This is a genomic window from Psychrobacter sp. N25K4-3-2 (assembly GCF_015351755.1).
Lineage (GTDB): Bacteria > Pseudomonadota > Gammaproteobacteria > Pseudomonadales > Moraxellaceae > Psychrobacter > Psychrobacter glaciei.
The window spans coordinates 95905-109243 of record NZ_JADKLX010000005.1 but is presented as its reverse complement, the minus strand read 5'-3'; the positions used below and the strand labels follow the sequence as shown (position 1 = coordinate 109243).

At 43.7% G+C, this 13339-nt stretch carries 14 protein-coding genes and 1 tRNA gene; 13 read left to right on the top strand and 2 right to left on the bottom strand.

Annotation, left to right across the window (positions count from 1 at the left end):
• The 10 genes from IOD06_RS12035 to IOD06_RS11990 all read left to right on the top strand — a co-directional run.
• On the top strand, positions 1 to 328 hold a 328-nt coding region (locus tag IOD06_RS12035; RefSeq protein WP_194621054.1), incomplete at its 5' end, for a DUF305 domain-containing protein.
• A gap of 144 nt (positions 329 to 472) precedes the next feature.
• Complete coding sequence (locus IOD06_RS12030) at positions 473 to 1816, top strand: APC family permease (RefSeq protein ID WP_227670039.1); 1344 nt, start codon at positions 473 to 475, stop codon at positions 1814 to 1816.
• A 30-nt stretch (positions 1817 to 1846) separates the two neighbouring features.
• The gene (locus tag IOD06_RS12025; RefSeq protein WP_194621053.1) at positions 1847 to 1996 is read left to right on the top strand and encodes a hypothetical protein; all 150 of its coding nucleotides are present in this window, start codon (positions 1847 to 1849) and stop codon (positions 1994 to 1996) included.
• Positions 1993 to 2646: an isoprenylcysteine carboxylmethyltransferase family protein gene (locus IOD06_RS13800; RefSeq protein ID WP_194621052.1), complete on the top strand. Its 654-nt coding sequence runs from the start codon at positions 1993 to 1995 to the stop codon at positions 2644 to 2646. The genes IOD06_RS12025 and IOD06_RS13800 overlap by 4 nt, the downstream gene beginning before the upstream one ends.
• 113 nt (positions 2647 to 2759) lie before the next feature.
• Positions 2760 to 3038, top strand: a complete 279-nt coding sequence (locus IOD06_RS12015; protein WP_194621051.1) for a DUF5676 family membrane protein — start codon at positions 2760 to 2762, stop codon at positions 3036 to 3038.
• A 140-nt stretch (positions 3039 to 3178) separates the two neighbouring features.
• On the top strand, positions 3179 to 5854 hold the full coding sequence (locus tag IOD06_RS12010) for a copper-translocating P-type ATPase (RefSeq protein ID WP_265087676.1): 2676 nt from the start codon (positions 3179 to 3181) through the stop codon (positions 5852 to 5854).
• 77 nt (positions 5855 to 5931) lie between these two features.
• Entirely contained in the window at positions 5932 to 6216 is a 285-nt protein-coding gene (gene tatA / locus IOD06_RS12005) for a Sec-independent protein translocase subunit TatA (protein WP_194621050.1), read from the top strand.
• A gap of 55 nt (positions 6217 to 6271) precedes the next feature.
• Positions 6272 to 6658, top strand: a complete 387-nt coding sequence (gene tatB, locus IOD06_RS12000; protein ID WP_194621049.1) for a Sec-independent protein translocase protein TatB — start codon at positions 6272 to 6274, stop codon at positions 6656 to 6658.
• Positions 6655 to 7491, top strand: a complete 837-nt coding sequence (gene tatC, locus IOD06_RS11995) for a twin-arginine translocase subunit TatC (protein WP_194621048.1) — start codon at positions 6655 to 6657, stop codon at positions 7489 to 7491. The genes tatB and tatC overlap by 4 nt, the downstream gene beginning before the upstream one ends.
• Positions 7492 to 7638: 147 nt before the next feature.
• Entirely contained in the window at positions 7639 to 8931 is a 1293-nt protein-coding gene (locus IOD06_RS11990) for a hypothetical protein (RefSeq protein ID WP_194621047.1), read from the top strand.
• A 48-nt stretch (positions 8932 to 8979) separates the two neighbouring features.
• Here IOD06_RS11990 and IOD06_RS11985 read toward each other — a convergent pair whose 3' ends face one another.
• Entirely contained in the window at positions 8980 to 9339 is a 360-nt protein-coding gene (locus IOD06_RS11985) for a hypothetical protein (RefSeq protein WP_227670038.1), read from the bottom strand.
• Positions 9340 to 9726: 387 nt separating this feature from the next.
• Between IOD06_RS11985 and IOD06_RS11980 the strand changes: the two genes are divergently transcribed.
• Positions 9727 to 10116: a DUF6122 family protein gene (locus IOD06_RS11980; protein WP_194621046.1), complete on the top strand. Its 390-nt coding sequence runs from the start codon at positions 9727 to 9729 to the stop codon at positions 10114 to 10116.
• Positions 10117 to 10808: 692 nt separating this feature from the next.
• Here the strand turns inward: IOD06_RS11980 and IOD06_RS11975 are convergent.
• Positions 10809 to 10885: transfer RNA gene (locus tag IOD06_RS11975), tRNA-Arg, on the bottom strand.
• A 363-nt stretch (positions 10886 to 11248) separates the two neighbouring features.
• On the opposite strand from IOD06_RS11975, the gene IOD06_RS11970 reads away from it, so the two are divergent.
• A complete protein-coding gene (locus tag IOD06_RS11970) occupies positions 11249 to 11929 on the top strand; it encodes a cytochrome c5 family protein (RefSeq protein ID WP_194621045.1) in 681 nt (226 codons plus the stop codon).
• 426 nt (positions 11930 to 12355) lie between these two features.
• Positions 12356 to 13318: an ABC transporter ATP-binding protein gene (locus tag IOD06_RS11965; protein WP_189586204.1), complete on the top strand. Its 963-nt coding sequence runs from the start codon at positions 12356 to 12358 to the stop codon at positions 13316 to 13318.
• Positions 13319 to 13339: the final 21 nt, after the last annotated feature.

Sequence of the window (13339 nt, the reverse complement as noted above, 5' to 3'; positions counted from 1 at the left end):
TTATATGGCGCTCTACATGGGTGCCGGTATGGCAGTGGTCATGTTGGCATTTATGACCAATATGTATAAGAAGACCAGGGTCAATTTGATGATCTATGGTCTGAGCGTATTGATGTTTGCTGTTGGTATTTGGGGCGTTAGATCTCAAGCGACTGTCGATCAAGTCGATTGGATGCAAGCGATGATACCGCATCACTCGATTGCTATTTTAACCAGTAGTCGTGCTGATATTGAAGATCCGCGTGTACAACAGCTTGCTGACGATATTATAAAAGCGCAAAAGCGTGAAATCGCTGAGATGCAAGCGCTTATCACAGATCTAGAGTAAAAGATTATAAGAGTGTTTTAAACTAAGGAAATAGTAATCTATCGAATGGTTACAGTACTCATGTAGGTCCCTTCACTCAAAGTTCTCATCCACCGCAGATTCAAAATCCTACTAGTCAAAAAGGTAGTGAAAGGATTAATAGGCATGGAACAAAACAGAACGACTCGTTATCAGCAAGATAGCCTAACCTTATCAGGCACAGTTATGCTAGGTACCGGTGTCATGATTGGCGCCGGTATTTTTGCATTGACTGGGCAGATGGCTCAGATGACAGGTTCGCTTTTCCCATTGGCTTTTTTGGCTGCTGCAATCGTTGTTTCTTTTAGTGCCTATTCCTATATCAAAATATCTAACGCCTATCCGTCAGCTGGTGGTGTTGCGATGTACTTGCATCAGGCATACGGAGATCGTTTGCCAACCGGGTTTAACGCCTTACTGATGTATTTTTCTATGGTTATTGCACAGAGCTTTCTGGCTCGGACGTTCGGGTCATATACGATGCAGCTGTTCGGTGGTGATGATAGTGGCCGTATGGTGTCCGTCCTTGGCGCAGCACTTATTCTTGCCGCATTTCTAATTAACCTACTCAGTAATCGTTGGATCCAAGGGGTCGCCTCCTTTATCGGTATCCTAAAGATTGTCGGTATTCTCGTTTTTGGATTGGTAGGTGTATGGCTGGCCGATAGTCTTGCAGTTGACTCTTCTACTTTAGGCGATGCGAGTACCGTTGGTAATTTTCTTGGCGCAACGGCGCTAGGTATACTGGCATTTAAGGGCTTTACCACAATAGCTAATAGTGGCTCAGAGGTAAAAGATCCACATCGTAATGTTGGTCGGGCTATCGTTATTTCGATTGCAATCTGCGTAGTGATTTATACACTTGTGGGTTTCGCTGTAGCAAGCAATCTATCTCTTGCCGAAATTATTGAAACCAAAGACTATTCCTTGGCTGCTGCAGCACGGCCAGCGCTTGGCGATTATGGTCTGTGGTTCACAGTGGCAATCGCAATGGTAGCTACCGCTGGCGGTCTCCTTGCTAGTATCTTTGCAGTCTCGCGGATGCTTGCTATGTTGACCGAAATGAAGCTAGTACCCCATCGTCATTTAGGGATGCCAGGAAGCGTTCAAAAACACACGCTCGTCTATACCGTAGTTCTAGGATTGGCTTTCACGACATTGTTTGATTTGTCACGGATTGCAGCGCTTGGGATTGTTTTTTATCTAATCATGGATATTGCCATTCATTGGGGTGTTCTGCGATACCTTCGGCAAGACGTGAAAGCTGTGATATGGGTACCGGCAGTGGCCATACTTCTTGATCTTTTGGTTCTCGGGGGCTTTGTCTGGATTAAACTGAATTCAGATCCATTTGTGATTGGCGTGGCAATTGTCACTATTATAGTGATTGCTGTGGCTGAGCAGATTTACCTCAAGTCGTCAGCAAGGAAAAAGGCTATAGAAAATGATGCGCTTGCACACCAGCATTGACAATAACATTACTAGCTGTAGGGATATGCTATGATGAATGAAACAATGATGCAAGGCATGGGCTGGGGCGGTGTGATTATCTGTATGCTATTTGCTGTACTGTTTCTCACCGTGCTCGTGTTGGCTATTATGGCAATTCTGAAATATTTGCGCAAAGAAAGCAGGGAAAAAGCGTTGTGAATGAACTATTTGAACACGCTGGCGCTTGGGGCATCGCGCTAATTGTTATTGTTTTGATTTCTTGGTTCTTTTACCGTTATTTCGCACCGAAGAACTGGCGTGAATGGGCTGGAGCCGGCGTAGTTCAGGCTTTTATTATCGCGCTCTACGCAGAGATGTATGGCTTTCCGCTCACCATTTATTTATTGATCCGTTTCTTTGGTTTGGATAGCGAATATGTCAGTGCCAGTTTATGGTCAACTCTTGTTGGTCTAGGTGAGACGGGCATGATGATCTCAATGCTACTTGGCTATGCTATTGCATTTTTAGGAGTTGGTCTTTTTGCTCAAGGTTGGCGCCAAGTCCATAAAGCACGGGTCGAAAATCGCCTAATGACTGAAGGACTTTATGCCTACGTGCGACATCCCCAGTACACTGGGCTGTTTATTGCGCTATTCGGGGAAGGCGTAGTGCATTGGCCAACGCTATTCTCAATCGTTCTATTTCCAGTGATCATACTAGTGTATACATGGCTCGCTCGACGTGAGGAACAACATATGCTCGAAACATTTGGTGAAGACTACCTTGCCTATAAACGGCAAGTGCCGATGTTCATCCCCCGTTGGGGACGTTGGCGCCAGCTGGCTGCCGCCTCACAAGTTAAAAAGTGATGTCAATTCAGCATGAAAATTTAACTCACACCAAGTGTTTATAGTTGAAATAGATAATCAAACGGTCGGTGAGCTAGCATGGAATGTGTTTTGTAAAACTAAGGAGAGTCAAGATGAACGAAGTGAATTCAAAAGCGAATACTTTAGGAATTGGCTCTGTGGGCAACAGTGTGTCTCTGTTTCTGCTCATCAGCTATCTCTTGTGCATAGGCTTTGGCCTACTCGCACCTGAGCAGATAAGTATGCATGAGGCTTGGGCACCGCTGCTACCTGGTTTTGAATGGCTGACATGGTCAGGTTTCCTAATTGGATTTGTCGAATCCTATCTTTATGGTTGGTATTTTGCGATTGTGTTTGTACCGCTATATCGCTGGTTTGCCAAAGCAGGATGAGTCTAGCGTAGCCATTGAATCTTCGGCTCAGATAGGTCAGCTATGCTTAGAACGACGAACAGTGCCCTAATCTTGGATGGGATCAAAAGCTGGCGACTTAGCCCTAAACTATCATTGCAATCAATAACGGGAACATAGTCATGAAACACGATACGACAAAAAATACTTCGAACAGCGAAGACCATGATTGCTGTGACGGTACAGTGAATACAGGCATAGAACCTAATAAAGATATCACTTACGATAAGGTGCCAACTGGCTATAGCGGAACCGTTTATACCTGTCCTATGCATCCCGAAGTGAGAGACGTTACAGATAGCGGCTGTCCCATATGCAAAATGTCTCTTAAACCTGAAGACACTGTTACCGAGATGGTAGCAATGAAAGATGACCATACAAGCTGCCATAGCCCGTCAAATACCGATGCCCATTCTACTGAAGATAGTAAGTACGATAAAGTACCAGAAAATTATAGCGGAACCGTTTATACCTGCCCGATGCATCCTGAGGTCAGGGATACTGAAAAGAGCGATTGTCCGATATGCGGCATGTTCCTTAAACCTGAAGACGAGGTTGTTGATGAAGACAGTCATGCAAGTTGTCATGGTCATGGAGCGGATACTTCTAACAGCACTGATGTAAAATCTATCAAAGGCGGTAAATACGACAAAGTTCCTGCTGATTATGATGGCACGGTCTACACCTGTCCTATGCACCCTGAAGTCAGAGATGTTGAGAATAGTGGCTGTCCAATATGCGGCATGGCACTTGAGCCTGAAACGCTTACTATCGGTGAAGAAGATACCTCAGAGCTCGATGATATGACTCGTCGATTCTGGGTTTGTACAGTACTGACTGTACCGCTATTAATATATGTGATGAGCGGTATGTTTGACGTAAACGTAGTTAATTTCAGTCAGTATGGTATCTCATCACAGATCTTACAATGGGCTGAGTTAGTGCTTGCGACCCCTGTCGTGCTTTGGGGCGCCGCCCCGTTTTTTGTCCGTGGTTGGCAGTCTATAAAAAGTCGCAATCTCAATATGTTTACTTTGATTGCGATAGGCGTAGGCGCTGCTTATATTTTTAGTATTGTCGCGACTTTTTTTCCCAATATTTTCCCAGACAGTTTCAGAGACGCTAATGGTCAAGTCGGTGTGTATTACGAAGCGGCAGCTGTCATTGTAACCTTAGTACTTTTGGGTCAAGTATTAGAGCTCAAAGCCAGAAGTCAAACTTCAGGCGCGATTCGAGCATTGCTTGAGCTCGCACCGCCGACTGCAAGACGTGTCGATGAAAATGGCAACGAAGTCGAAGTCTCGCTTGATGAGGTCGTCACTGGCGATAAGCTACGGGTTAAACCGGGTGAGAAACTACCCGTAGATGGTACAGTGATCGATGGCAATAGTAATGTTGATGAATCAATGGTAACGGGTGAGCCAATCCCTGTATCAAAAGCACAAGGAGATACAGTCACTGGCGGTACGGTGAATGGCACCGGAACACTATTGATCGAAGCGGTCAATGTTGGAGCAGATTCGGTATTATCCAAAATTGTACAAATGGTTGCTGAAGCTCAGCGTAGCCGCGCACCTATACAGAAATTGGTAGATAAGGTAGCTGGGTGGTTCGTACCGATTGTGCTTATCTGCTCCGTCATTACCTTTATTGTCTGGGCGATATTCGGCCCTGAGCCCGCTATGGCTTATGCTTTGGTTAATGCGATTGCGGTACTGATTATTGCTTGTCCTTGTGCCCTTGGTCTGGCGACGCCGATGTCAATCATGGTTGGTACTGGCAAAGGCGCACAAAACGGCGTCCTCATCAAAAATGCTGAAGCGTTAGAGAGTATGGAAAAAGTCGATACTATTGTCGTCGACAAGACCGGAACATTGACCGCTGGTAAGCCCGAGCTTACTGCAATTGACGCGCAGGTAGGTCAAGATGAAGACGAGTTCCTCGCATTGGTAGCCGCAGTAGAAAGTGCCAGCGAGCATCCTTTGGCAGAAGCTATCGTTAGAGCGGCTCAAGAAAGATCACTCATTATTCCTAAAGCTACTGACTTTAATTCGACTACTGGCGAAGGCGTACAAGCCGTGGTCGATGGTAAGAACGTCGCTATTGGTAACTCTAAGCTTATGGAAAGCCTAAATAGTTTTGATAATGAGCTGTCCATTAAAGCTGATGTCCGTAGAAAAGACGGTGAAACGGTAATGTTTGTGGCTATAGATGGTAAAGCTGCTGGTATTATTTCAGTTGCTGACCCTATTAAACCAAGCACCAAAGAGGCTATTTCACTGCTTCATGACGCGGGACTAAAAGTCGTCATGCTAACGGGTGATAACGAAAAAACCGCGCAGGCAGTCGCCAATAAATTAGGTATCGATGAAGTCCATGCCGACGTCTCACCAGAGGACAAAAACCGTATCGTCAAAGAGATGCAAGATAGCGGTAAATTGGTAGCAATGGCAGGTGACGGTATCAACGATGCGCCCGCACTAGCGCAGGCGAATGTTGGTATCGCTATGGGTACAGGAACAGATGTGGCGATGGAGAGTGCGGGTATTACCCTGCTAAAAGGTGATTTAATGGGTATTGCTAAAGCTTATAAGCTTAGCCACGCCACCATGCGCAATATCAGACAGAACCTGTTTTTTGCCTTTATTTACAATGCACTTGGTGTCCCAATTGCCGCAGGTGTGCTCTATCCCGTATTTGGGCTTCTACTTAGTCCAATGATAGCAGCGGCAGCTATGAGCTTGTCGTCATTCTCGGTGATTGTTAACGCGCTTAGACTACGTAGGTTAGACTTGTGATATGAATGTTAGGAAAAATTGTCAAAACGTAATGCCCAATACGGGTTTTATTAGAATTTAAAAATAAGGATATCGTTATGGGTAGTTTTTCTATTACACATTGGCTGATTTTATTGGTTGTGGTGGTGGTCGTATTTGGCACCGCTAAGCTTAAAAATGCTGGTAAAGATTTAGGCGGTGCAGTAAAGGGTTTTAAAGAAGCAGTCAAAGATGAAGAAACCGAGCGTGCTCGCAATAATCGTTCACTTGACCATGAAAATAGTACGCCAGCTACAAGTAATGATTTAAATACGCAGGTAGGGGCTCAGGCTGATGGTACAGAAATCAGCCCTGTCACCACTGATGATCAGCACAAAGTATGAAGCGAGCCGCTTATAATTAGCGGCACTAAATAGTCTTTTAATATATGTGACTGTTATGTTTGATATCGGATTTTCCGAGTTACTCTTGTTTGGCGTCATAGCCTTAATCGTATTGGGCCCAGAAAAACTGCCGCAGGCCGCGCGTACGGCTGGGCAATGGTATGCCAAACTGCGCCGTACAGTATCCACTCTACAGTCTGAAATAGAAGCTGAGCTTGATCTGGCTGAAACGCGCCAACAAATGCAAAATGAGCTTGCAAAAATTCGTCAGACTGAGTCAGATATGAAGCGTGAACTAGCAGAGATGCGCGGTAGTATGCAAAAGTTTGAAGACTCGCAGAACCAAAGCTTAGATGCTTCACATCAACCAATCACCTCTTATGATAAAGAGCATCAACCGAATACTTCCTCCTCGTTCATTAAACAGGAGGCGGATCAGTGAGCCTATTTGAAAAGCGAAAAAGTCGACAAGAAAAAATCGCTGCTACGGAACTTGAGGCGCCAACAGATACAACACAGAATAATGAGTCTGGAGATAGGTTAGGTACGCTCAGTGATATGCCTATTACCGAACATTTAATAGAGCTGCGCAAGCATCTCATCAAAATATGCGTGGCCGTCTTAATTATATTCTTAGTATTGGTAGGATTTTCACGCGAGCTTTATAATCTTTTATCAGACCCATTAGTGGCTCAGTTACCCATCAATTCGACCATGATTGCCACTGATATAACGTCAAACTTTATGGCTCCCATTCGCTTAACGATATTCGTCGCCGCATTTTTAGCAATGCCTTATATCTTGTATCAAATTTGGTCATTTATAGCTTCTGGCTTATATAAAAAAGAGAAGAAAATTGCTATTCCTGTGCTGTTGTCTTCGATATTTCTATTTTATACGGGGGTTGCTTTTGCCTACTTTGTCGTGCTCAAAGGTGTATTGAAATTTTTTATCCTATTCGCGCCGCAGAACGTTATACCGATGACCGATATTGATAGTTATCTGAGCTTTGCCCTCAAGTTGTTTATGGTGTTTGGACTGACTTTTGAGATTCCAGTGGTTACCTTACTACTGATAATGGTTGGAATCGTTTCTACTCAGAATTTAGCAGACAAGCGTCGTTATATTATTGTCGGCTGCTTTGCGGTTGCAGCGGTAGTAACACCGCCTGACGGCATATCTATGCTATTGCTAGCGATTCCGATGTGGCTACTGTTCGAGTTAGGTTTGTTTTTAGCAAAAATGTTAATCAAAGAAGAACATAAAACTGTCTAACCTCGCAAAATAGCTATAGCGCACAATGACTATTTTATAAAACAACTATAAAAACAACCTTATCTTAAACATTTCAAATACCTTTTTTACTTTGGCTGTTTTCTAAACCTTATCAGCATACCCACTAAACTTAGTAATGAGATTTAAATGGAACACCTAAGCAATAACCAAGATAAAGTGAATGACAATCTTGCAGATCAACTTAATAAAGAGTGCTATTGCCGTACTTTAGATCGTAAAGTACTTAATATTATCCTTCAAAATCAATTGTCAGACACTAGAGACAACCCAATAGGAGCTAATGAGCTTAATAAGATTTTTTCAGCAACACCGGTGTTTGTCCCTAAAACAGAGATAGAGACAATGGTGCGAATCGTCGCAGCTATTGAGTCGGCTGCTAAACTTCCATCTTACCAACAGCAAGTATTGTCATGGGCACCCAAAATTGCTGCTTTCGATCCAGGGCCAATAGGAGCCTTTATGGGTTATGACTTTCACTTAGGTAGCGATGGCCCTCAACTTATTGAGATCAATACTAACGCTGGAGGCGCATTTTTAAACGTAGCACTTGCCCGCGCACAAAAACAATGCTGCCACCCTTCCGAGCAAAGTGCTGAGACTACTAAAATGCTTGATGGGTTTGAAGAAGCCGTCACTAACATGTTCATACAAGAGTGGCAGCGACAATCGGCTACTGCCATGCCTAATCGCATAGCTATTATCGATAATGATCCCAAAAGCCAGTTCATGTATTTAGAGTTTCAGCTGGCTTGCCGACTACTTCAAGCTAAGGGCATTGATACTGTTATACTTGATCCGTCTGAACTTAACTATGTTGATGGCAAGCTGACAGCGCATGGTAAGCCCATTGATATGATCTATAATCGGTTGGTCGACTTTGCATTTGAAAACCCTAATCACGCCGTGCTTAAAAGTGCCTATCTAGAGGATGCTGTGGTGGTGACACCCAATCCCCATGTGCATGCTATATTTGCGAATAAGCGTAACTTAGCCTTACTATCCGATCCGCAGACATTGCGCGCTTGGGGACTAGATGAGGCTGCAGCGAGGTACCTTGAAAAGTCTGTACCAAAGACTAAGCTTGTATCAAAAGACGAGGCAGCAGAGTTGTGGCGTACTCGGCGACAGCTGTTTTTTAAGCCAGTTGCTGGTCATGGAAGCAAAGGGGTCTATCGCGGTAGCAAGCTGACTCGACGCGTTTTTGAGAACATTCTGGATGAGGATTATATCGCACAGACCTTTGTTCCTGCAGGAGAGCGATCAATAAAAATCGATGATGTTGTGACGACCAAAAAGGTAGATATACGTCTCTATACCTATGCAGGACAGCTGTTACTAACTGCTGGGCGTATCTATCAAGGTCAGGTGACTAATTTTCGTACACCAGGGGGTGGATTTGCGCCTGTTTTCCAAGTGTAATGGTGTAGTGAACTAAATAGCACCAACTGCCTTTAATGCTAACCTCTATTACTTGGATATCTGCCAACCTAAGAACATCCATTTGACAGTGTAGATTAACAGTATCGGAATGACCACCCACTGAACGAGCGGCAACGCACCTATGCTTAGTAACGGAACATCAGGCATCAGCCCACTATAATTCCACCTTTGGCCAGCGCCAGTTGCCCAGTATTCAAAGAGTATTGTTATGGTCAGGCCAACGGCAAGGTATATCGATAAAGTCGACAGACGCCACGGCTTTGCAATCCAGAGCCAATCTTTTACAAACAATGCCGCAAGCACGTAAGCGCCAAAAGCAATATTGGCATCACCGACGGTCGCACGTGTACAAAGCCAGACCACGTCCCAGTGTCTCGCTTCGGCCATGCCGGAGAAGAACGGTACCTGTGCCATCTCCCAAAAAAAATGGAGAAAGAAACTTACGCTCCATACCATCAGGGCAAGCACTGCTGATGTTGCTGCTCGGCGGGATTGGCTTACAAGAGTCATCATTCCTCCAAAAATAGCCATAGCAATAAATACAGTTCCATGTTTACTCGTTCGTTATTATCAGACCGAAACGCCGTTTACTGGGGTCTCCCGACGGCAGATTAGTATGTTGCCTGCTGCACGTGTTTATCAAGGTCAGGTGACTAACTTGCGTACACCAGGTGGTGGATTCGCACTTGTCTTTCAGGTGTGAAGGTATACCTCAGATCGTGTATGATACTCTTAGAACACTTTTTAAAACACCTTCTTAGTTCGGAAAAAGCGATGAGTCAAACCGTTATCCATTATTTTCTACATTTTGGCATGCCGTTGATCATCGCCTATATGTTTTTTCGTAGTGACTATAAGCGAGTTTATTTGATTCTGTTAGCAACAATGCTAGTTGATTTAGATCATCTGCTAGCGACACCTATCTTTTCGCCCAATCGCTGTAGTATTAATTTCCATCCGCTACATACTTATTATGCGATGGCAGTATATGCGGGCATGTTGTTTTTACCAAAGCCCTATAAGATAATTGGTTTAGGGTTATTACTGCATATGTTGACTGATTTAAATGACTGTATAATGACCTATATTGATTGTCCACAGTGTTTGAGTCAGGCTCCTGCCCGTGAGTTGGTAGCGTGGTTAGGTAGAGCTATTAAGTTTTAATACGGTTGTGATTACATCCCTTTGTATCTCTCTCATAAATCATCTCTTTAATGACTCCTAGAAGTAGATATATCGCTATCCAATCCTGAATAAGTCCTCGCATTAGACCGCTTGTGTTCCAATTCGAGGATTAAGTTTGTCTAGCTTGTTACTCTAAGCTTAGTGAGATAGCTCTGTTTCTAATCAGGCATAGCGGAAAGAACTAACCGCTACTTCTTCAGTTTAGTATGACTATTCAATGTGCCACGTGTTGTATCAAGCAGATCGGCGACGTTATTTAATAAAATATAGTCTCTTTATCAACAAAAAAGGAATTTAAGCTATATCATTGATGATATTAGACAGATAAGTGGTTATGCAAGAGACGTGGGTATACTGGATAAGCTAGGCTACCATACGGTAGAGGAGCAGTCATCAAAGGTTGTTAGTTGCGTTGTTATCTACACTGATCAAGATAAGGGAAATAAGCTACCTATAGTTTAACTGCTGGCAAATCGATTGACAGGTGGAAGGCATGCACACAAACTCATAGCTCATTCATTGTTAAAGAGTAGACTGTCTCTTATGTTTTTATATGTATAAAATAGCCAGCCCTTATAAATAAAAGGCTTAATCTAAAATTCAAACACAAAAAAACCTCAAACAATATAATGCTTGAGGCGAAATTTGAACAAAACTTAAGCTATAAATAGTGGTGCGCTCGGCGGGAATCGAACCCACGACCCTCGGCTTCGGAGACCGATACTCTATCCAACTGAGCTACGAGCGCATAATACGAGTTGACTGCTAGGTTGCTCAATACTGCGTTTAATTGAGTATTCTTGGCAGGGCAGTCTGTCGAAAAATAAAGACCGCCTAGTCTAACAAATAAAAGCCAGAAAGCCAATGAGCGAAGCCCGCTATTGACGTTTTTTAAGAAAAAACAGGATAGTCAGTAAACAAGCATGGCAATTTGCCCGTCTTTTCCCTTATAATGTCAGGGAAAATTCATATTTATAATCACCGATTACAAGTGCGCGCGCTGACGGGATGGCTGTTTGCTATTGATGACGAAATGTTTGTCGTCGAAGGAGGATAAACAGAATGTCCAAATCATGCGAGCCCTTGTATCTGTAATAAGAGAACGTGACGAATGAGAAAAGTAGTGATGTTATCGGCAGCTGCCATTCTAGGAATTGCTAGTATCGCGGTGAGCCAAGCGGAAGATGTTGCAGGCACACCTGTAACTGTCTCTGATGTAGCAGAAGCGCAAGATGTGGTCGAAAACGCGCCACAACAGTTAGGTGATGATACCCAAGCTGCCGCCGATACTACAGATGACACTGCTGCGGTCGATGCGAGCGGGCAAGCAGACGGTACTACAGATGACGCTGCGGCAACGGAAGAAGTAGCAGCAGCAGCGCCTGCGGCGGATGAAGAACCCATTCCACAAGATACGCCGCAAGTACAAAAGCTCATTGCTTTGTATCCTAACTTGATTGCTCGTATTCAGCCTGTCGCTACAGTATGTTTCGAAGACGATGAGGTTTGTGATGTAACGGCACGCTCATCAGGTCCTTCGGCAGGTGATGGCCCTCGCGATGGCAAAGCAGTATACAATGCCGTGTGTCAGACTTGTCATGCTTCAGGTTTGCTTGGTTCACCTATGTTAGGGGATGCAGGGGCTTGGGGACCACGTATAGCAAAAGGTAAAGATACTCTATACACCCATGCGATCAATGGCTTCAACGCGATGCCTGCTAAAGGTGGTGCGGATATCCCTGATGAAGAAGTTCAAAATGCAGTAGATTATATGGTTGGTGAAGCCAGCTAATTGTTGCTCAGCCATTACTGACCGTGATGAATAGCTTACTAAGCTTTTAAGATACGCATTGACTAAGCGCTTATTTCATTTAATGAGGTAGGCGCTTTTTTAATGATGAGTATTATTAATATGGTGCTTCTAATAGAACACAGTTGAAATTCGTTGCTAATAGCCTCACCTTAAGACATTAGATTGTCTCTGCCAAATATTAGGGCCTGTCATCAATTAGCGTATTTATACATTTGCTGGTCTTAAAATAACTAAAGCCTGTTAAATTCTGTCAGAAATCTTGTCAATATATTTATATCTACAGCGATTTCCTCCTTATTTAGCAGCAGTACTTCTCATTTTAAGCCGCACGATCTAAGTGATGCCACGCCCTAGTATTTTAATAGTCAATTTTCACATAAATTTATAACAAATAAAGAGGTTTGCATGTCTGAGGCACCAGCGCTTACGATAAAAAATTTATCCAAGACTTATGACAATGGCTTTTCGGCATTGAAGGGAGTAGATCTCACAGTACCACAAGGGGGATTCTTTGCGTTACTTGGTCCCAATGGGGCGGGTAAATCAACAATGATTGGCATCATCAGCTCACTTTTTAAGCCCACAACAGGCAGTGTGCATATTTTTGGCAATGACTTGTTAGAGAACCCTTCGGTTGCTAAGCAATATCTTGGCGTAGTACCGCAAGAGTTTAACTTTAATATGTTCGAAAAAGTCGAAGATATTCTGATTACACAAGCAGGCTATTTTGGTATTTCTGCCAAAGAAGCAAAACCTCGGGCCGAGAGGCTATTGACCGCGCTTGGTTTATGGGACAAGCGCGACAGTATGTCACGCGAGTTATCAGGTGGTATGAAACGTCGTTTGATGATTGCCCGCGCATTGATCCACAAGCCCAAATTATTGATTCTCGATGAACCAACCGCAGGGGTAGACATTGAGCTGCGCCGTTCTATGTGGGAATTCATGCAGCAGATTAATATCGAAGAGAACACCACGATTATTCTGACCACTCATTATCTTGAAGAGGCAGAGCAACTCTGTAAGCGTATCGCTATTTTAGACCATGGTGAGATTCGAATTAATACAGATATGAAGGATTTGCTCGCACAGTTATCGGTTGAGACCTTTGTCTTTGATATCTCTACTCCGCTTGAGCATCCGTTACAATTAACAGGTGTCACCGAAGTGACGCAGCCAGACGATTTTACGCTTGAAGTGACCTTAACAGAAGGTGAGTCATTGAATGGCGTGTTTGCGCAATTGTCTGAGCAAGGTATTACGATTGCTAGTATGCGTAATAAATCCAATCGGTTAGAAGAATTGTTTATGCGCCTTGTCGACAAAAATATCCAGAATGGAGACAGTATGAAGGAGTCAGGACTATGAATCAGAAAATAGTAGTAGACC